This window comes from Candidatus Borreliella tachyglossi, assembly GCF_003076595.1.
Taxonomy (GTDB): Bacteria; Spirochaetota; Spirochaetia; order Borreliales; family Borreliaceae; genus Borrelia; species Borrelia tachyglossi.
Window position 1 is genome coordinate 402,398 of the sequence record NZ_CP025785.1, and the last position, 19,765, is coordinate 422,162.

Annotated in this window: 20 protein-coding genes and 2 tRNA genes; 2 read left to right on the plus strand and 20 right to left on the minus strand. The window is 33.6% G+C overall.

Annotation, left to right across the window (positions count from 1 at the left end; all coding sequences use genetic code 11):
• The 19 genes from CR532_RS05425 to CR532_RS02035 all read right to left on the minus strand — a co-directional run.
• Nucleotides 1-498, minus strand: a 498-nt coding sequence (locus tag CR532_RS05425; RefSeq protein WP_234416410.1) for a BMP family ABC transporter substrate-binding protein, incomplete at its 3' end; no start/stop codon positions are given.
• A 49-nt stretch (nucleotides 499-547) separates the two neighbouring features.
• Complete coding sequence (locus tag CR532_RS05485) at nucleotides 548-763, minus strand: BMP family ABC transporter substrate-binding protein (RefSeq protein ID WP_311196362.1); 216 nt, start codon at nucleotides 761-763, stop codon at nucleotides 548-550.
• Nucleotides 700-963, minus strand: coding sequence for a hypothetical protein (locus CR532_RS05490; RefSeq protein ID WP_311196359.1), 264 nt, complete (start codon nucleotides 961-963; stop codon nucleotides 700-702). Before CR532_RS05490 ends, CR532_RS05485 begins: the two co-directional genes overlap by 64 nt.
• Nucleotides 964-1,152: 189 nt before the next feature.
• A complete protein-coding gene (locus CR532_RS01960; protein WP_108729164.1) occupies nucleotides 1,153-2,172 on the minus strand; it encodes a BMP family lipoprotein in 1,020 nt (339 codons plus the stop codon).
• Between the two features lie 73 nt (nucleotides 2,173-2,245).
• Nucleotides 2,246-2,719 carry a 30S ribosomal protein S7 gene (gene rpsG / locus CR532_RS01965; RefSeq protein ID WP_108729165.1) on the minus strand — a complete coding sequence of 158 codons (474 nt, stop codon included), beginning with the start codon at nucleotides 2,717-2,719 and terminating at the stop codon, nucleotides 2,246-2,248.
• Nucleotides 2,720-2,733: 14 nt separating this feature from the next.
• Entirely contained in the window at nucleotides 2,734-3,108 is a 375-nt protein-coding gene (rpsL, locus tag CR532_RS01970) for a 30S ribosomal protein S12 (protein WP_108729166.1), read from the minus strand.
• Between the two features lie 65 nt (nucleotides 3,109-3,173).
• Nucleotides 3,174-7,307 carry a DNA-directed RNA polymerase subunit beta' gene (gene rpoC, locus CR532_RS01975; protein WP_108729167.1) on the minus strand — a complete coding sequence of 1,378 codons (4,134 nt, stop codon included), beginning with the start codon at nucleotides 7,305-7,307 and terminating at the stop codon, nucleotides 3,174-3,176.
• A gap of 14 nt (nucleotides 7,308-7,321) precedes the next feature.
• Nucleotides 7,322-10,789, minus strand: a complete 3,468-nt coding sequence (rpoB, locus tag CR532_RS01980) for a DNA-directed RNA polymerase subunit beta (protein ID WP_108729168.1) — start codon at nucleotides 10,787-10,789, stop codon at nucleotides 7,322-7,324.
• Between the two features lie 84 nt (nucleotides 10,790-10,873).
• A complete protein-coding gene (gene rplL / locus CR532_RS01985) occupies nucleotides 10,874-11,239 on the minus strand; it encodes a 50S ribosomal protein L7/L12 (RefSeq protein ID WP_108729169.1) in 366 nt (121 codons plus the stop codon).
• A 72-nt stretch (nucleotides 11,240-11,311) separates the two neighbouring features.
• Nucleotides 11,312-11,800: a 50S ribosomal protein L10 gene (rplJ, locus tag CR532_RS01990; protein WP_108729170.1), complete on the minus strand. Its 489-nt coding sequence runs from the start codon at nucleotides 11,798-11,800 to the stop codon at nucleotides 11,312-11,314.
• Nucleotides 11,801-11,810: 10 nt separating this feature from the next.
• A complete protein-coding gene (rplA, locus tag CR532_RS01995) occupies nucleotides 11,811-12,485 on the minus strand; it encodes a 50S ribosomal protein L1 (protein WP_108729171.1) in 675 nt (224 codons plus the stop codon).
• Entirely contained in the window at nucleotides 12,485-12,925 is a 441-nt protein-coding gene (rplK, locus tag CR532_RS02000) for a 50S ribosomal protein L11 (RefSeq protein ID WP_108729172.1), read from the minus strand. The genes rplA and rplK overlap by 1 nt, the downstream gene beginning before the upstream one ends.
• Before the next feature lie 47 nt (nucleotides 12,926-12,972).
• Complete coding sequence (gene nusG, locus CR532_RS02005; protein ID WP_108729173.1) at nucleotides 12,973-13,527, minus strand: transcription termination/antitermination protein NusG; 555 nt, start codon at nucleotides 13,525-13,527, stop codon at nucleotides 12,973-12,975.
• Between the two features lie 9 nt (nucleotides 13,528-13,536).
• The gene (gene secE, locus CR532_RS02010; protein WP_108729614.1) at nucleotides 13,537-13,707 is read right to left on the minus strand and encodes a preprotein translocase subunit SecE; all 171 of its coding nucleotides are present in this window, start codon (nucleotides 13,705-13,707) and stop codon (nucleotides 13,537-13,539) included.
• A gap of 29 nt (nucleotides 13,708-13,736) precedes the next feature.
• Nucleotides 13,737-13,809 (minus strand) — tRNA-Trp (locus CR532_RS02015).
• A 12-nt stretch (nucleotides 13,810-13,821) separates the two neighbouring features.
• Nucleotides 13,822-14,001 (minus strand): 50S ribosomal protein L33, encoded by a 180-nt coding sequence (rpmG, locus tag CR532_RS02020; protein WP_108729174.1) that lies wholly within the window; start codon nucleotides 13,999-14,001, stop codon nucleotides 13,822-13,824.
• Nucleotides 14,002-14,023: 22 nt separating this feature from the next.
• Nucleotides 14,024-14,096 (minus strand) — tRNA-Thr (locus CR532_RS02025).
• An 86-nt stretch (nucleotides 14,097-14,182) separates the two neighbouring features.
• On the minus strand, nucleotides 14,183-15,031 hold the full coding sequence (locus tag CR532_RS02030) for a TP0624 family protein (protein ID WP_199911300.1): 849 nt from the start codon (nucleotides 15,029-15,031) through the stop codon (nucleotides 14,183-14,185).
• Between the two features lie 11 nt (nucleotides 15,032-15,042).
• Nucleotides 15,043-16,065 carry a hypothetical protein gene (locus tag CR532_RS02035; RefSeq protein WP_199911301.1) on the minus strand — a complete coding sequence of 341 codons (1,023 nt, stop codon included), beginning with the start codon at nucleotides 16,063-16,065 and terminating at the stop codon, nucleotides 15,043-15,045.
• A gap of 76 nt (nucleotides 16,066-16,141) precedes the next feature.
• Between CR532_RS02035 and CR532_RS02040 the strand changes: the two genes are divergently transcribed.
• Nucleotides 16,142-17,440 carry a hypothetical protein gene (locus CR532_RS02040; RefSeq protein ID WP_108729176.1) on the plus strand — a complete coding sequence of 433 codons (1,299 nt, stop codon included), beginning with the start codon at nucleotides 16,142-16,144 and terminating at the stop codon, nucleotides 17,438-17,440.
• A 23-nt stretch (nucleotides 17,441-17,463) separates the two neighbouring features.
• The gene (locus CR532_RS02045) at nucleotides 17,464-18,117 is read left to right on the plus strand and encodes an ankyrin repeat domain-containing protein (RefSeq protein ID WP_108729177.1); all 654 of its coding nucleotides are present in this window, start codon (nucleotides 17,464-17,466) and stop codon (nucleotides 18,115-18,117) included.
• A 5-nt stretch (nucleotides 18,118-18,122) separates the two neighbouring features.
• Here CR532_RS02045 and CR532_RS02050 read toward each other — a convergent pair whose 3' ends face one another.
• Nucleotides 18,123-19,646 (minus strand): DUF8510 domain-containing protein, encoded by a 1,524-nt coding sequence (locus tag CR532_RS02050; protein WP_108729178.1) that lies wholly within the window; start codon nucleotides 19,644-19,646, stop codon nucleotides 18,123-18,125.
• Nucleotides 19,647-19,765: the final 119 nt, after the last annotated feature.

A 19,765-nucleotide genomic window follows, 5' to 3' on the forward strand; every position in this document is an offset into this window, starting at 1 on the left:
CCTAAACGAATTAATTATTACACCCTCTATCCCACCTAAAAATCCAATCTTACCTGTTTTGGAAGTCTTAGCCGCTAAATATCCAGCCAAAAATGCCCCCTCCTCATTTTTAAATGTTACAGCTACTAAATTATCAGGTATAACTTCATCACTGCCATAAACAGGATCTATAATTGCATATCTAACATCTGGATTCTCTAAAGCAACAGTAATAGCAAAATTACTAAGCTTATATCCAATGAGCCAAATAAAATTTGATCCACTATCTTTTAATGCCTCAATATCAGCTAAATACGTATTAGGAGTAGACTCCTTAGGAATAACTTCTACTCCAAAGTCTTCCCCAACCCTCTTAGCGCCCTTCCAAGCACTCTCATTAAATGACTTGTCATCAAGATACCCCTCAGTTATTACAGAAATCTTAACAACCCCACTTCCAACTTTAGTATCAGAACATGATACGCAAAGAACACAAAAAATCAAAAATAAAGCTCTCATAATGCATTTTCCTTTTAAATATAAATTTATTTAAGTTTGTCTAAGTAGTCTATACCTTTGACTTAAATAAATCAAGTTCATATTTAGTAGAAGGAACTATAAGTTCACCGTCAATTATCTTGCCCTGAATCTTTATAAGATCGTCAACTAACTTATCACCAATCACATCTGGGTCTTTAATAATATCAATAGCACCCTCCTTTATTCCTTGTTCAATAATCCTACCACCATCAAATCTTTTATCTCTGATGGCATACTGAGAAATTGTATATTGCCTTCAACAGGGTAAGGTGTTAAAACCTTTGGCATAAGCTTGATACCAAGCTCATCCCTTACTCTTATGGCTCCCTCAATAGCACTCTGAAAATATCCCTTGTCATAAAAATCAGATTCAGCCACAATTCCCATAATAGCTTTCCCACCAGAAGATATATAAGAAGATTCTCTTGACTTAAAACAACACATAAATAATAAAAATAAAATAATAAATTTCCTCTCCTTAAATCTTAAGACCTATTTAAAGACTCAGAAGTGGATAACTTTTTACCACATCCTAAAAATTAACACAAAAGAAAATAAATATGAATTTCCCCATATACATGGAATCCCCTCATACAAGGATTCGAGGTACTATAACTTATATTATAATACCTCTTATTTAATAAGTTTCGAAATAAAAGCATTATAAGATACTTCATCTTTTGGAACCTTAATCTCATGATTGATTATTTTATTCCTAGCTTCTAATAGACCATCATAGCTCTCTGTTAAATCCAAATTTATCAACTTATTAAAGATTAAATCAAGGGCACCATCTTTAAGGCCAAACTCTAAACTATCCCCACCATGCCATTTGCCATGGTCTAAGTAAGATCTTGTCAAATCAAATATCACTATATCAACCCTTTTGACATATGATACAAGTACATTCTCAGGCGCAAGATATGACTGATCTTGATCAACTCCTATAACATAATGACCTCCACCTAGCTCTTTTGCAACCTCAATAGCTCCAAGTCCTGATAACCCTGCTGCTGCAAATATAATATCTACTCCATCTGTATACATCTTCCTCGCTATTGAGCGTCCAAGTGAAAGATCAGTAAATGTTCCAACATATTGGGAATTTAACTTAATATCCCTATTCGCATATTTAGCACCTGCTTCATACCCATACCTAAACGAATTAATTACTACGCCCTCTATCCCACCTAAAAACCCAATCTTACCTGTCTTAGAAGTCTTAGCCGCAATATACCCAGCTAAAAATGCCCCCTCCTCAGATCTAAAATTCACATTCACTAAATTTTTAGGCAACTCACTATCTTCCGCGTAAGAACCCTCAATGATGGCATAATTAACATCAGAATTTTCTCTTGCTTTTTGTAGAAATACATCCGTAAACTTAAAACCAAGTCCCCAAATCAGGCTAGACCCTCCATCTTCCAATGTACCAATATCACCCAAATAATCAGAAGCCTTAGATTCTTTCTCAATTATATTAACTCCAAACTCTCTTTCAAGTTGTTTTAATGCCTTTGAAGAACTCTCATTGAAACCTCTATCATCAAAAACCCCATCAACTATGACAGAAATAGTACTAGATAGTGAAACTTCATTTTGTGGACTTGAGCAACCCAAGCATAAAAAAAGTAATACAATTTTTTTTAACATAAATTAACCTCCAACCAATTATATCGAACCATTATATTCGCAATAAAAAAACACCCCTAAAGGTGTTTTTTTATTACCATCTATAATGTGTAAAAGCTCTATTTGCTTCCGCCATCCTATGAGTATCTTCTTTCTTTTTAAAAGCAACCCCTGCCGAATTATAAGAATTAACAAGTTCATTTGCCAACTTTTCTTGCATAGACCTTCCACTCGACTTTCGAGCAGCTGAAATAATCCACTTCATCGCCAAAGCCTCACGCCTCTCCTCTCTAACTTCAACTGGTACCTGATAAGTAGCACCGCCAACTCTTCTGCTTCTAACTTCTACCAAAGGTTTAATATTATCCAAGGCCTTACTAAAAGCAGCCACTCTGTCAGTCTCCTCAAGCCTTTCCGCAAGGATATCAATTGAATTGTAAATTATAGCTTCACTTATTGATTTTTTCCCATCATACATCATTCTATTAACAAATTTAGCAACAATCCTAGAGCCATATTTAGCATCTGTAAAGAGTTTTTTCTTAATTTTTCTACTTTTTCTTGACATCTAATTTATACCTCTTAAGCCTTAGGCCTTTTCGTTCCATACTTAGAGCGCCCTTTCTTACGATTATTAACACCAAGCGTATCCTTAGCTCCCCGAATAATATGATACCTAACGCCTGGCAAATCTTTAACTCGCCCGCCTCTAATAAGAACAACTGAATGCTCTTGCAAATTATGGCCAATTCCTGGAATATAAGCAGTTACCTCAAACCCATTAGAAAGCCTAACACGAGCCACCTTTCTTAAAGCTGAATTGGGTTTCTTGGGTGTAACTGTCATCACACGAGTACAAATCCCTCTTCTCTGAGGACAATTTTGAAGCGCAGGAGATGCTGTCTTTCCCTTCTGACCCTTTCTTGGTTTCCTAATTAGTTGATTGATTGTAGGCATTAATTGTGCTCTCCTTTTCCTAACTTACCAATAAAATGTTAGCAAATATACGATTTATTTTCAAGTTAAACCTTATAACCTGTATTTTCCACCACCTTAATCCTCTTATATAAGCTCATACCCGTTCCAGTAGGAATTAAATGACCAATTACAACATTTTCCTTCAACCCCTTAAGGTCATCAACCTTACCTGCAATAGAAGCATCCGTTAAAACCTTAGTTGTTTCTTGGAAAGAGGCAGCTGAAATAAATGAATCTATATTAAGAGATGCCTTTGTTATTCCGATAAGGATTGGACTAGCTATAGCAGGCTCACCACCCTGCTCAATTACTTTCTTATTTTGCTCATAAAAAGTATGCTTATCTACCTTTTGATTATAAACAAAATTAGTATCACCTACGGATACAATCTTAACTTTCTTCATCATTTGTTTAATTATCACACCAATATGTTTGTCATTAATGCTTACACCTTGCTTTCGATAAACATCCTGAATTTCTTCTAATAAAAATTCCTGTAAACTAATTCCACCAAGAATTTCAAGAACATCATGAGGATTAATCCGCCCATCACAAAGCATATCACCAGCCTTCACAATATCTCCATCTCTAACTAATAAGTGTTTTCCAGCGGGAATATAATGCTTATGCTCAACTCCATATTCATCTAAAATATTAATAAGTCTTTTACCTTTCTGAATTGCCCTAAACTGAGTAACTCCGCTTACCTTAGCCATCTCGGTCAAATTCTTTGGAATTCTTGTCTCAAATAAATCGTTAACCCTAGGAAGACCACCCGTAATATCCTGAGTTTTTTCAGAACCCTTAGAAAGCTTAGCAATAACATCCCCTATATTAATATCATGTCCATCCTCAACTTGAAGATAAGCATCTCCCGGAAGTACATAAGATGAAATCTCAACCCCTCTACCATCAACAATTAAAATTCTGGGATCCAAAGACTCAAAAATCTGATCTGTAATTCTCTTCTCAATATTCCCCGTTTCAAGATTTATTTCTTCCTTAAGAGTTGTCCCCAAAATAACATCCTTAAATTTAATTTTTCCTTTAGCCTCAGCAATAATTGGTTCTGCAAATGGATCAAATGTTCCAATAACACGCCCAGCCTCAACATAATCGCCTACATTAATTTCAAGTCTTGTACCAGCTTTTAAAGGAACCTCTTGTTCCTCAGAGACAATCATAAATTTATCATCTTTAATTTTAATATAACCAATATAAGATGATAATATATCCACACCTTTTTTATTCACAAATAAAGGCATACCCTTAATTACCTTTTGAGCATCTACGACCTTAATCTCTTTAATTGACTTAATATCTTCTTCATAAATAACATTTATTATCCTTAAAGTTCCCTTTCTTGTAAAAAGTAAATCATTATCAATCTTAACATTAAAACCCTCCAACCCATTAAGAATAAAAGCGTTTTTAAGTGATATCTTATCATCCTCACTACCGGCCTGTGCAACACCCCCAATGTGAAAAGTTCTCATAGTAAGCTGTGTTCCTGGTTGACCTATTGACTGCGCGGCTATTATTCCAACAGCCTCTCCAATATTAACGGGCTTATTATTAGAAAAATCCCGCCCATAACATTTTTGACAAACCCCATGCTCAGCCTCACAAGTCAAAACAGACCTAATGACAAGCTTGTCAATACCAACAGTTTCCAATAATCTTATCTTATCTTCTGTAATCTCCTCATTAACGTCCAAAACAATCTCGCCAGTTATAGGATTTTTTATCCTCTCAATTGAATAACTCCCAATAACTTTTTCTCTTAAAGGCTCAATTATTTCCTCACCATTCTTCACGGCCTCAACTTTTATACCATTAATAGTTCCACAATCTTCTATTCTAACAACAACATCCTGAGCAATATCTACCAGCCTTCGAGTTAAATACCCAGCATCCGCAGTCTTAAGGGCTGTATCTGCAAGTCCCTTCCTTGCACCATTTGTAGATATAAAAAACTCTATTACAGAAAGGCCTTCCTTAAAATTAGAAATAATTGGAAGTTCAATAATATCTCCAGAGGTTTTAGCCATCAACCCCCGCATCCCTGCAAGCTGCCTTATCTGATTTCTACTTCCACGAGCACCAGAGTCAGCCATCATATAAATAACATTAAATCCATCTCTATCTCTTTTAAGAATTTCCATCATCCTAGTAGTAAGCTCTTCATTCGTCTTTGACCAAACAGAAACAACATTATTATATCTCTCCTCACCAGTAATAACGCCCTTAGTGTAATCATTCTGAATTTTGGCAATTTCTCTATTAGCCTTATCTACATATCCTCGCTTCTCTTCAGGCACAATAATATCGCTCATACTTATTGTACACCCAAATTTAGTAGCATACTTAAATCCAAGTTCCTTAATAATATCTAACATCTCGATTACAATAGAAGAACCATGAGCCACATATACCTCAGAAATCAAAACCTGTAATTCATGATCACTAAGAGTTTTATTGACAAAGTCAATCTTATCTGGTAAAGCCTCATTAAATACAATACGACCCGATGTAGTTTCTATATATCCACCATTAACTTTTACATAAATTCGTGCATTATAATCTAAAGCTTTATTATTGATTGCAAGAAGAACATGATTGAAATTTAAAAACTTACGACCCTCACCAGCTACATTTTTTTTCTCCATAGTTAAGTAATAAAGCCCCAAAACAATATCCTGAGATGGAAATACAATAGGATGCCCATTTGCAGGATTTAGCAAATTATTAGTTGATAGCATCAACGCCCAACTCTCAGCTTGTGCCGCAGGAGTTAAAGGTACATGAACAGCCATCTGATCACCATCAAAGTCAGCATTATATGCATGACAAACAAGGGGATGTAGCTTTATAGCTTTTCCTTCAACCAAAACTGGCTCAAAAGCCTGGATTCCCAGCCTGTGAAGTGTTGGAGCTCGGTTTAAAAGTACAGGATGTTCCTTAATAACACCGTCTAAAATCTGCCATACCTCATCCACTTCTTGCTCAATCAGACTCTTTGCTCTTTTTATATTAAATACAGATTCACTCTCAATCAATCTTCTAATTACAAACGGTTTAAAAAGCTCAAGTGCCATCTTTGAAGGAATACCGCACTGATGAAGCTTAAGCTCAGGTCCAACAACAATTACAGAACGACCCGAATAATCTACTCTCTTCCCAAGAAGGTTTTGCCTAAATCTACCCTGCTTACCCTTTAATGCATCAGACAAAGATTTAAGCGGTCTATTTGACGAACCCTTAACGACTTTTCTCTTGTGTGAATTATCAAAAAGAGAATCAACAGATTCCTGTAGCATTCTTTTTTCATTTCTTACAATGATCTCAGGCGCATTAAGAAGTAATAGTTTTCTTAAACGATTATTCCTATTTATTACTCTTCTATAAAGATCATTAAGATCAGAAGTCGCAAATCTTCCCCCATCGAGTTGAACCATAGGTCTAATTTCTGGAGGAATAACAGGCAGAACATCCATAATCATCCATTCTGGTTTATTTCCAGAAACTTTAAAGTTCTCAATAATTTCAAGACGCCTTAAAAGCTTTTTATCTGTCTTGTCGTCTTTATCAATCATCTGAACTCTAAGCCTAGATGAAAGCTCATCAAGATCAAGATTTTCAAGTAAGGTTTTAATTGCCTCAGCACCCATTGAAGCATTAAAAGACATCCCATACCTTTCTCTTGATTCAGAATACTCATCTTCATTTAAAAGTTGCATTTTCTTAAGGTCAGTATCACCCGGTTCAATTACAATATATTTTTCATAATAAAGTATAGAATTTAAATTAGAAGCCGTAATATCAAGCAAAAGACCAATTCTAGAAGGAATATACTTATAATACCAAATATGAGCAACAGGCGCTGAAAGCTCAATATGCCCCATTCTTTCGCGCCTAACCTTAAAATGAGTTACCTCAACATTACAACGATCACAAATAATACCCTTATATCTAACTGACTTAAACTTACCACAATAGCATTCCCATTCTTTTGTTGTTCCAAAAATTCGCTCACAAAAAAGCCCATCTTTCTCAGGTCTCAAAGTTCTATAGTTAATAGTTTCAGACTTTTTAACCTCACCATAAGACCAATTTCTAATCTGCTCAGGAGATGCTATTTTTATTTTTATTTTTTCAAAATCTTTTATTTCTTTCATAGAAACCTCAAAACCTAAGTTTTATTAATCAATTCCTCTTCCTTTTCCGTTAAAGGAATTTGATTTCCACCATCATCATAAATTGATAAATCAAATCCAAGACCTCTTAACTCCTGCATCAAAACATTAAAAGATTCAGGAATTCCAGATACATTAGTAGGGATGCCCTTAACAATATTTTCATATATCTTCACTCTCCCTGACATATCATCTGATTTTACTGTTAAGAGCTCTTGAAGAGTATGTGCAGCTCCATAAGCTTCTAATGCCCAAACTTCCATCTCCCCAAGCCTTTGACCTCCAAATTGTGCCTTCCCTCCAAGAGGTTGTTGAGACACAAGTGAATAAGGTCCCGTAGACCTTGCATGCATCTTATCATCGACAAGGTGGTGAAGCTTAAGCATATATATAACCCCAACCATCACCTCATTCTCAAACGCTTCCCCAGTATACCCATCGTATAAAATCTCTTTTGATGTTTCATTAAATCCAGCCTTTCTTAGCCTCCCTTGGATTTGTTCGTTTGTAGCAGATTCAAAAACAGGAACATCATAATATTCATTAAGATACCTACCAGCAAGACCAAGCTGAGATTCCATTAGTTGCCCAATATTCATACGAGATGGCACCCCCAAGGGGTTTAAGCATATATCAAGAGAAGTTCCGTCTGCAAGATATGGCATATCTTCAACTGGAAGAATTTTTGCAACTACACCCTTATTTCCATGTCGTCCAGCCATCTTATCGCCTTCCTTAAGTTTTCTCTTCTTAGCAATATAAACCTTAAGTATCTCATCAACCCCAGGAGGAAGATTTCCAACATCATCCTTAGTGACTCTTTGAACATCAATTACAGTGCCCTCAGTACCATGCGGAACTTTTAGTGAATTATTCTTTACATCTTTTGCCTTCTCACCAAAAATCGATGTTAAAAGTTTAAATTCAGGAGTAATGTCTCCCTCTGACTTTGGAGTAACCTTGCCAATTAAAATATCACCTGGCTTTACATAAGTTCCTACTCGTATAATTCCATTTTCATCAAGTTTGTTTAGTATCTTTCCGCTAACATTAGGGATATCAGCTGTAACTTTCTCAGGCCCAAGCTTAGTTTCCCGTACCTCAATGCTAAACTCTTTAATATGAATTGAAGTATAAAGGTCTTCTTTTACAATTCTCTCAGAAATTAATATAGCATCCTCATAATTAAAACCATTCCAAGGAATAAAACCAACCAACAAATTATTTCCGAGTGCAAGCTCTCCATATCTAGTAGCAGGTCCATCAGCAATTATTTCACCTCTACTAATCTCCTGATGCTCTTTAACCAAAACTGACTGATTAAAGGAAGTATCCTGATTTGTTCTCTCGTATTTTGAAAGATCATACTCATCGAAATCATTTTTATCATCAGTATTCTCAGGTCTGATAACTATTTTTCTATTTGTTGCCAACACAACCGTACCCGATCTCTTCGCCTTAATAACAACACCAGAATCTTTAGCAACTACTCTCTCCATCCCAGTACCAACAATAGGTGGTTGTGGAAACAACAAAGGCACTGCTTGACGTTGCATATTTGAACCCATAAGAGCACGGTTTGCATCATTGTGCTCAAGAAAAGGTATTAGTGCCGAAGAGACAGAAATCAACTGCCTAGGTGAAACATCCATATAATCTATATCCTTAGGAACCGTTGTAGTATAATCACCAGAAACCCTAACAGAAATTAAATTATCAATATAATTACCATCAGCACTAACAGTAGCATTTGCCTGAGCAATACACTTCTTCTCCTCGTCAATTGCAGACAAATATTTTATCTCATCAGTAACTCTACCCTCAACCACCTTTCTATAAGGAGTTTCCAAGAAACCATAATCATTTACCTTCGCATAAGTAGCCAAAGAAACAATAAGACCAATATTCGGTCCCTCAGGAGTTTCAATGGGGCACATCCTGCCATAATGAGTATAATGCACATCCCTCACCTCAAAACCTGCACGTTCTCTTGAAAGTCCCCCAGGACCCAAAGCATTAAGACGTCTCTTATGCGTTAATTCAGCCAAAGGATTTACCTGATCCATAAACTGTGAGAGCTGACTAGTTGCAAAAAATTCTTTAACAGCAGAAACAATAGGCTTAACACTTATTAATTCCTGAGGCTTTAGATTGAATACCTCCTTATTAGACATTCTATCCTTTGCAATCTTTTCTACCCTTGACATTGCACCTTTATATATATTTGTCAATAATTCACCAACAGATCGAACTCGCCTATTTCCAAGATGATCAATATCATCAAGAATATCATGTCCATCGTATATTCTTAAAAGATGAGATATAGTATTTACAATATCCGTAATGGTAAGAACTGGGGTTGTCAAATCATCAAGTCCAAATTTTTTAGAAAGCTTATATCTACCCACATGTCCAAGATCATATCTTTTCTCTGAAAAAAATACAGTTCTTAAATCATTTTCAGCATTGTCAATTGATATAGGCTCACCCGGCAAAAGTACACTATAAACCGCAAGCATTACAGATTCTCTTGAAAGCTCTTTAAATCCATCTTTTAAGGAGAAATAAGCATCTTCTTTTTCAAAGCAATTCAAAATAACATCAGAACTGATATAATGCTTCCCAGGAACACTATCATAACCATCAAAATCAATAAGCTCTATCTCTTTTACTCCATTTTGTAAGAAATCTTCAATATCCTGAAGAGTGATTTTGTCACCTGCTCTATAAGTCATATTCTCTTTTATATTGATATTTACAGCTAAATATTGACCTGTGATTTCTCTTTTAGTATCTTCATTGACTTCAATTTTTCTAATATTATAAAAAGTACTAATTATTTTCTCTCTAGTGTCAAGACCTAAAGCTCTCAAGAAGAGAGTAACAAGTACTCTCTTCTTTCTATCTATCTTAACGTAAAGGTAATCTTTCTTAGAGTCAATCTCAAATTCCAGCCAAGAACCACGATAAGGAATAATGCGAGCAAAATATAAATCCTTTTCCTTATAAAAAACAACTCCAGGAGACCTATGAATCTGAGATACAATTACCCTCTCAGCACCATTAACAATAAAAGTCCCTCTATCAGTCATTAAAGGAATAGTGCCCATATAAACATCTTTTTGTCTTATTTCTCCTGTTGTTAAAAACTGCAAATTTAACCTTATCTTTAAAACAGCTTCATAACTTTGACCCTTTCTCTTGCATTCTTTTTCAATAAAATTAAGGGAATCGTCCTCAATATAGTATTTTTCATACTCAAGAGCAACTTCACCATTGCTACTTTTTATAGGAAAAACATTTCTAAAAACAGATTCAAGTCCCTCATTAAGCAAAGGTCTTTTATTTTTTAACTTCTCAAGCTGCAAAAATTTCTCATAGGAATTCAATTGTATTTCTATTAGGTTAGGTAAGTCCAAAATTTCTTCGGCTTTTCCTTGTCCCAGATGAACCCTTTCTACCATTAAAAGACTCCTTTTTTTCAAGACACAATAAACCGCATGTCACTATGACATGCGGAATAACAAATCTGATATATTTTTAATGTTTTATTTAATCTCAACTTTTGCACCAACTGATTCTAACTTTTTCTTTATTTCCTCAGCATCTGGCTTTGAAATACCTTCCTTAACTGCCTTAGGAGCAGCTTCAACTAATGCCTTAGCCTCTCCAAGTCCAAGTCCAGTAATCCCTCTTACTTCTTTAATAACATTTATCTTACTATCCCCAAAAGATACAAGCATTACATCAAATTCTGTTTGCTCCTCGACACCACCAGTACCAGATCCAGCAGTAACTGCAACAGCAGTAGCAGTAACTCCGAATTTTTCCTCAATAGCAGATATAAGCTCAACAACCTCAGTTGTTTTAGCACCTTCAATCCATGTTAAAATATCTTCTTTGCTTAGTGCCATATTAACTTAACTCCTTTTATATTATTCTAAACAGTGATAGCATGCACCCAATTAAGACTAACACTGCTTTGATTAAATTTTAATATCAGACAAAGCCTTCAATGTTCTTGCGAGTTTTGAAATCGGAGCCTTAAGCACACTTACAAACAAAGCAATAGCCTCCTTTTTAGTAGGAAGTTTGCTATACTCATTAAGCTTAGGCTCATCGTAGACTTCGCCCAAAACAAAACCACCCTTCACCTTCAAAGTACTAGTTTTAACAAACTCATAAAAAATCTTCGCAATTACATTAGCCTCATCAATAGCCGTAACAACAGCCGTTGGTCCTAAAAGATAAGAATCAAGGCCTTCAATGTATTTATCTTTTAAAACCCGCTTCATGATGTTGTTTTTCACAATCTTTACTGCACCCTTCTCACCTTCAATCCTATTTCTAAGCTCATTAAGCTGTGCTACTGTCAATCCTCTATAATCTAAGAAAAAAATATTATCCTTCCCATCTAAAAATTCTTTAAATAAATTAAACATTTCCACCTTTTTAGGATTTATCTTTGCATTCATAACCCAACTCCTAAACAAAATCAATCTTCATGGAAGGTCCCATGGTAGATGAAATATAGACACTATTCACAAAAGTACCCTTCAAATCGCTTGGTCGTTTCTTAAGCAATTCCCTAATAAGCTCGTCATAATTTTCTTTTATTTTTTTATTATCCATAGATGATTTACCAACAGAAAAATTTATTACACCATTTTTATTTGCCCTAAATTCTGTACGCCCCTTCTTAAGACTAGCGATCGCACCCCTTAAATCATTAGTAACCGTTTGTGTTTTGGGATTTGGCATCAACCCTCTCTTGCCCAAAATAGGCCCAAGCTTCCCCACATCCCTCATCATATCAGGTGTTGCAACAACAATATCAAAATCATCAAAGCCACCCTTAACCTGACTAATAAAATCATCATCCCCAACATAAGTAGCACCAGCTTCTCTAGCCTCATCAGCTCTATCACCCTTAGCAAATACAAGTATTCTCTTCTCTTTCATAAACTGATTTGGTAAAACAACTGTATCTCTGACTGTATGATTCTTCTTTAAATTGAGATTAATAGATATATCTACCGTCTCATCAAATTTAACAAATTTAATTTCCTTCAATAAAGATATCGCATCATCTATGTTGTAAGATTTAAGTTTATCTACTTTAGATAGAGCTTGAATATATTTTTTCCCAACTTTAGCCATTATTTTTCCACCTCAACACCCATTGAACGCGCACTCCCCGCAATGATTTTAAATGCTGCAAATTCAGTTTTTGCATTCAAATCAGGCATTTTAACTCTTGCAATTTCTATTAACTTTTCTTTTGATATAGTCCCAACTTTATCTGTATTAGACTTCTTAGAACCTGTCTCTATCCCAACAGCCTTCTTAATCAGAACAGAAGCTGGAGGGCTTTTTACAATAAATGAAAAACTTTTATCACTATAAACAGTAATGATAACAGGAACAACAATTCCTGGTTCCATTTTAGCTGTTTTCTCATTAAATTCTTTCACAAACTGAGGACCACTAACACCATGAGGTCCCAGAGCCTGACCTATTTTAGCTCCTGGAGCAGCTTGAGCAGCTGGAACCTGCAACTTAATCCACGCAACCTCTTTCTTCTTTCTAGACTTAGACATAAAATAACTCCCTATGGTAATAACGCCTTTTAGGCTCCCATTAATTATTAAATTTTCTCTATATGTTGAAAATCAACCTCAACAGGAGTTGACCTCCCAAAAATCTGAACTGCAACTTTTAATTTCTTTTTCTCATAATCAATAGATCCAATAACACCCTCAAAAGAATCAAAAGGACCCCCCTTAATTCTAACTCTCTCTCCTTCTTCAAAATCATAAAGTATAAAAATAGACTTATCTGCCTTAATCTCTCCAGTAAGCATAAAGACACTCTTAACTTCTTCATCACTAATAGGAAGCGGCTTTTGCTCTTTATTAGTACCAACAAAATTTACAACACCCTGAATCTTAATAATATTAGCCACAGTGTCTTTCCATCCCAACTCAGGAAGATCCAGCTCAACCAAAATATACCCTGGCCAAATCTTTCTTTCCCGCATCCGTTTTTTTCCACCCCTTATTTCCTCTACTCTTTCAATAGGAGCCTTCACATCTAAAACCTCATTACCAAACGCGCCCTCACCTATCAAAAACTTTATTTCTTGTTCTATCTTTTTCTCATACTGAGAAAAAGTTTGCAATACATACCAGGCTCTAGACATAATCTTTCCTTAAAATATATAAGTTACAGCAAGATACATAACATAATCCACCACACCTAAAAATATTGAAATAAAAAAAACTAACCAAAAAACTTGTTTCCCATGGCCTATTACCTCGCCATACTTAGGCCATGTTATTTTTTTGAGCTCTAAGACACTCTCCTTAATAAATTTAAACACTAAAAGCCTCTCTTTAATCATGCAGACAACAGGCCAGGAGGGACTCGAACCCCCAACATGCGATTTTGGAGACCGCCGTTCTACCATTGGAACTACTGACCTATTTACTTAAAATTATTTTATCTTCCCTTCTTTATGAAGAGTATGCTTCCTGAGAATTGAGCAATACTTCATTAATTCTAATTTTTCTTGCTTATTGCGTCTATTCTTAGTAGTCGTATAATTTCTAATCCCTGTTTCTTCACATACCAAAGCCACAAGCTCAACAGCACCTTTACCTTTCTTCTTACTCATGAAAACACTCCTGAATACAAAAAGCCCTCAATCGGACTTGAACCGACGACCCCCACCTTACCATGGTGGTGCTCTACCAGCTGAGCTACAAGGGCATTACTTCCCCTTATAAACAAACTCTTATATCATGTTAGTTGATTATCTTAAAAAAGACAAGTACCCAAATTATATTTTCAGCGTCCTACTTTATAATAATAAGCTTTCCTTCCCTTAAAAGATTAACATTATTTTTATTTGAGAATAATTTATTAATAGAATATTCATCAAGTATGATATCTGAATTATTCTTCCCATAAATCCCTTTAGCAACCAACCTTAAAGGATAATCCCCAATTCTATCCTCATTCCTATAAGCAATATCATTCGTATACTCAAGCATACCCCATCTCCTTAATGCATCTGGTTCAACCATCCTTTTATCAAAATAAAGTTTAATATTCTCATCATAAATCTTAATAAAAAAAGAATCCGTTAACTTAACAGTACCCGAAGTGGATTCATAATCTTCACCTGCATAAATAACAATTCCAGTATAAGCAAACTGATCAACTCTCATAGTCATAAATGGGTAAAAAGCTTTATAAGACTTATCGTGAAATAAAAATAAATTAATAAAATCAGGAAAAAGACTAAGCTCATACCTAATAGTTATGCTCTTTAAATCCTCTGAATACTTTACATAGCTCCTTTTTAAAATGCTATCAAGCCCTGAAAAATATAGTATCAAATGGGGCTCTGAATCAAGATAATCCTTAAAAGTATTATCAGAATCAATTACCATTTCAAAAAGAGATTGCCTTATTAAAGAGTCCTTAAAATCATTAATACTTAACACCAACCTAGAAGTAGAATTAAGTCCAACTCTACCAAATTTATCTTCATCCACTGTTTTAATAATATCAAAATAAACAATTTTTTTTTTCCAATCAATTATTCTCTTTATACTAGCCCCAGAAGCAGTATCATTTACAACAGAGGCATTAGAATAAAACACAAATAAAAAACTAAAAAGGATAATCAGTAATTTCACATTAAATCCCCCTACTTTTTCCCTAAGTAAACTCCTATCCAAGCCCAGCCATTATTAATTTCTGGATCTTTTGGATAAGAAATCTTTTTTAAAACAAAATACCACTCCCAAATGTGTTCCCATCCACTAGACTCAAGATAAGATATATCATTACTAGAATCAGCCTCAAAATTATCCGCAAACTGTATCCCATTTTTTCGCCTACTGCCAAGTTTAATCATTGTTGTCAAAAAACTATTTGTATTAATTGGATTACCTCTGCCACCTTTTTGATCCCAGCTTTGTATAAAAAAATTATGTTTATCTCTTATGCTCAATAATTTTGTAGTATTCCCAGAAAAAATATATCTCTTAATATCTTGAATTAAGTCACTCAAATTTCTATAAACTACAAATTCCGGATTATCATAATAATTAACCCTAGTAATAACATTAGAATAATCTCTTGAGTCTATTCTTAAATCTGATCTCGGTATTGAAAGCATCCTCTTATAATAAAAATAAGCCTCCTCATAATTCTGCATACTCTCTAAGTTTAGAGCAAGATTGTAATAATAATTACCCTTATCTTCATTTGTAAGACTATCGATACCCCCATTAAGTAATAATTTGTAATACCCAACCTTATTGCTAGGATCAATATTTAAACTTACCACCCTTTTTGCAATTTCTATCTTTACAGAACTATTCTCATAAACATAATCATCAAAATTATCAACAACATATCTATAATAAGTAAAAGCCACCCAGTCTTCCTTCATAGCAGCATATACATTACCCATCAAATAAAAATACAAAGGATAATATTCCCTACTCTCATCATTAGTAATTCCGTGATTTACAGTTATTAAAGCATTTTTATAATTTTTATTTCGAATGTGTATATTAGCTATTCTATCAATAATAAGAAATCTATCGAGTCCATTCTTACTCGACTCTTCCAGCAGGCCCATAAGATTCTGAATCTCACTTTGCTTAATCTTACAAGAACTAAAAATCAGCATCAGCCCAAACGCTTGAATTAACAACTTCATCGTTTTTATTATATAATAAAGGCCACGTATAGCAAAACACATCCTAAGATAAATAAAAATTGCTAAGGGTTTCAAAATGAATAAAAAATTAACCTATATTTCATTACTCATATTGTTTATATCTTGTTTCAATAAAAGCAATAAATATGGAATTGTCTTGGATTCAAATAATATAGAAAAACTACCAAATGGATCACTTGTAAAAATAAAAAATACTAACTTAAATCAAAGCAAACAAACAATAACAATAGATTATAATGGAACAAAATTTATAGTACATCAATTCACAATAGAAGAGTTTCAAGAGGAAGCAGAGGCAGAAAAATTCAGACTAAACATTAAACCATACATAAACAAATATGCCATAAATAAAAAAGACATCTTGCCTCTCAGAGCTTCTCCGGACAACTATACAGACAACATAATATATCGAATCCCAAAAGATGCTATCTTGAAAATAATAAGCATTGGTGAAAAAACAGAAGCAGGTTCACTTCAAGGAAGATGGGTGTATACCCTAACAAAAGATGGTTATAAAGGTTATGTCTTTGACTATGCACTCGAAATTTTCGATAATATTACAGGCACACTACTGACAGTCCAGCTAAACCAAGATTCACAGAACGAAGTAATTAGTATATTCCAAAATATTAAACATTTAAGACCTCTCTATTATGCAAAAATGCTTTCTAATCGTACTTATAATTCCAACTTATTAAGAGAAGATTATGGACTATTTTTTACTATTAACAATGAAATCAAAATAAATATGTCTGGGTTAAATTTGGATTTCAAATTTGATGTAGTTGATGGGATAAAGCCCTCTGGCTTTCTATTCAGATCTAGAAATTCAGAGGAAGATTTTATTTGCTTAGAAAAAGATACTCAAAACCACTATAATGTACTAGTAAAAGTTAGAGAGCATAACTTTGAAGTAAGCTTTGTTATCATTGAACAAAGCATTGAAAAAATTATTCTTGAAGCAGAAAAACAAAATAAAAAACTAATAGATAGATTAATATCTTACAAGGCATTAATAAATGAACAGTATGGAGATATCGAATTTAAGAAAGATAAAACATTTATTTGGAAAACAAACGAACAATTTAACAATTTCCCAAGTTCTGGAAATTTTGAAGTAGTAGGACTTAGTCCAAGTTTGCAAATTTCATATAAAAACGCTATAAAACTAATAACTAAGGAAGGAAAAAAATATTTCTGCCTATTAGACTACACCAACAGTGCATTACAGCTCGTATTTATAGATCCTAGGCATGTGGAAGACGATCTAATAATAACTGAAGACAAGAATAAAATTATAGTAATACTCTTCAAGGATCCGTCTAGTCAAAATATATTTGTAAAAAAGTATTAAAAATTGCTTAAAGGTTAAAGTCAATGACAATAATATTAATATTATTAACACAATTCACTGTATCCTTAAATGCCAATGCAGACACAGCAATAATAAAAGAATTAACAAAAACACTGTATACTCCTTGCGATAAGGAATATGAAACAAATAAAGAAAAATTAGATAATTTCGTAGAGTCAATAAGTTTAAATAACAATAATACTTTAAAAGCGCTGCAAAAAATAAAAAATGATTTTCTAATCACGTCTGTATATTTTAAAAACATAAAAGGTACTCTAATGGCTCTAAATATCGGTGCAGAAATAAATTTTAAATATAAAATATCACCATTATCGTTTTCAATAATTAACAACGATTTAGAAACTATAAAAATATTAATAGACTATGGGATAAGCATTAATAGAATAGATGACTCAGAGCATCCATCACTATTTTGGGCAATATACCTAAATAACAAAGAAATATTTAATTTTTTAAAAGAAAATGGAGCTGATTTGAGTTTTACACTTAAGGACGGGAAAACACCCATACAAGCTGCAATAGAAATTGAAAATATTGATCTAATCGAGTTATTACTTAAAAACAATATTTATATCAAAGATGAATACAGAAAAGAAATTAAAAGTTTAAAAAATAAAAATATAAGAAGTATCTTACAGAAGTACAAAACAATATAGATAAATTAATATCCATCCGACATTTCAATATTCTTATCTTTATCGAAGAGATCCTTATATACAAAAGATTTCCTACTAAGCTGCTCCTTTAAATCTTTTGGAAAAGGAGCATTCCGCCACATAACTCCACGAACCATTTTTTCAACCTTTTGAACGCCCTTACTTTCCTTATCTATCCAGAGTAAATAATCATCTAGAAAGAAATTTTTAACATTACCCTTCCTAATAAATTTAGTATAATATTCATAATATTGCCCAGTTATCCCTGTTTCCATCCACCTAAATGATGCTTGCTCTTTTGCAAGTTCCCAAATAAAATCTCCCACACCTAAAATAATGGCTTTTTTTAAATCCTTAGCATACATAGGTATTAATATCTTGCCTCGTCCTTTAGCTCGATTTTTAATATCAATAGGTTCCCAACAAATCCCTCTCGCGCCATAAGATGGTATTAATATAAAATAAGGAACAATCCTTAAAAAATCCCCTCTATAATTTTTATGAAATATCTTAGGCTGAATACTCTCAATCTCTCTGACAAGCTGCATGACTCTCTCTCTACTACCAAAACCCTGAGGATTTATAACCACATTGGTTTTAAGTAATATTGGAAAATGATTTCCTCTAGATCCAATAGTAAGCTTATTAGCTTTCATTAAAGATCCAACTTCCTCAACTGCAATAGTGGAATCACTGGGCTCATCCATACCCTGCATCTTATTTTCAATCTCAATAAGCTCTTCCTTTGACTCTCTAAGCTGAGACACCAAAGACACAATTTCCCTATTGGCCTTAATAAGATCATTAATGTAATGAGAAGCAAAATTTAAAGGCTTTAAAACATCATTAGAATAAAACCCTCTTATCTCATACTCATCCATAACTACCTCATTATTAGATACATCAGAAAATAAAAATTTAAACATATCTTTTAATCTTTGGGTAGCTTCAATTCTTGCTATATCGCTTTTCTTAAGACTACTCTTTGCATAATCAATATTAGCTAAAATCTTGTCTTGCCTATTAAATAATATCTTTTTCATATCTTCATCTTTAATGTCTTCCCTTGGTTCATCCACTGTAAGTTTTCTTACCTTGAATTCATGAACACCATAAATCCATTCATCAAAATAAATAAATGGCTCATTATAATTATTATCCCAAATGGTTTTTGAAATTAAAGACTTAAGTTCATCTCCAAGAGCATTTGGAAGAAGAGCTGCAAATCTAAATAAAACCTTTTGCTCAGTCGTCAAATTTAAAACATTTTTAGCAATTGATTTTAAAAAATCCCAATAAATGCTAACTATTTGCTTATATCTAGTAGCCTTATCTCCATTATCTACTGATTTAGGATTTAAATAATCTAACAATACCCTGTGGAGTCTAGAGCCAATCTCTTTATCGCTTAAAATAAGATTTTTATAATAATCATCAGTAAAAAATTTCTTATCATCCTCCTCCAGTATACTAATTTCAGGCAATTCTAAATTCAAATCTGTATTGACTAAGTCAGGATACTTATACAAGGCCTTACTCCCCCAAGAATCGGATTGTGAACACTTCTACTAATAAATAGTAATACCAAAATTTTATATTTACCAAAAAATCTAGTAAGATTTATATAACTATAAGGATAATTTTTAAG

What these genes read in the sequence shown, in the direction of transcription:
- CR532_RS05490 (WP_311196359.1), bottom strand. Translation starts at nt 963, where the DNA reads ATGTGTTGTTTTAAGTCAAGAGAATCTTCTTATATATCTTCTGGTGGG.
- CR532_RS01960 (WP_108729164.1), bottom strand. Translation starts at nt 2,172, where the DNA reads ATGTTAAAAAAAATTGTATTACTTTTTTTATGCTTGGGTTGCTCAAGT.
- rpsG (WP_108729165.1), bottom strand. Translation starts at nt 2,719, where the DNA reads ATGTCAAGAAAAAGTAGAAAAATTAAGAAAAAACTCTTTACAGATGCT.
- rpsL (WP_108729166.1), bottom strand. Translation starts at nt 3,108, where the DNA reads ATGCCTACAATCAATCAACTAATTAGGAAACCAAGAAAGGGTCAGAAG.
- rpoC (WP_108729167.1), bottom strand. Translation starts at nt 7,307, where the DNA reads ATGAAAGAAATAAAAGATTTTGAAAAAATAAAAATAAAAATAGCATCT.
- rpoB (WP_108729168.1), bottom strand. Translation starts at nt 10,789, where the DNA reads ATGGTAGAAAGGGTTCATCTGGGACAAGGAAAAGCCGAAGAAATTTTG.
- rplL (WP_108729169.1), bottom strand. Translation starts at nt 11,239, where the DNA reads ATGGCACTAAGCAAAGAAGATATTTTAACATGGATTGAAGGTGCTAAA.
- rplJ (WP_108729170.1), bottom strand. Translation starts at nt 11,800, where the DNA reads ATGAATGCAAAGATAAATCCTAAAAAGGTGGAAATGTTTAATTTATTT.
- rplA (WP_108729171.1), bottom strand. Translation starts at nt 12,485, where the DNA reads ATGGCTAAAGTTGGGAAAAAATATATTCAAGCTCTATCTAAAGTAGAT.
- rplK (WP_108729172.1), bottom strand. Translation starts at nt 12,925, where the DNA reads ATGTCTAAGTCTAGAAAGAAGAAAGAGGTTGCGTGGATTAAGTTGCAG.
- nusG (WP_108729173.1), bottom strand. Translation starts at nt 13,527, where the DNA reads ATGTCTAGAGCCTGGTATGTATTGCAAACTTTTTCTCAGTATGAGAAA.
- rpmG (WP_108729174.1), bottom strand. Translation starts at nt 14,001, where the DNA reads ATGAGTAAGAAGAAAGGTAAAGGTGCTGTTGAGCTTGTGGCTTTGGTA.
- CR532_RS02035 (WP_199911301.1), bottom strand. Translation starts at nt 16,065, where the DNA reads ATGAAGTTGTTAATTCAAGCGTTTGGGCTGATGCTGATTTTTAGTTCT.
- CR532_RS02040 (WP_108729176.1), top strand. Translation starts at nt 16,142, where the DNA reads ATGAATAAAAAATTAACCTATATTTCATTACTCATATTGTTTATATCT.
- CR532_RS02045 (WP_108729177.1), top strand. Translation starts at nt 17,464, where the DNA reads ATGACAATAATATTAATATTATTAACACAATTCACTGTATCCTTAAAT.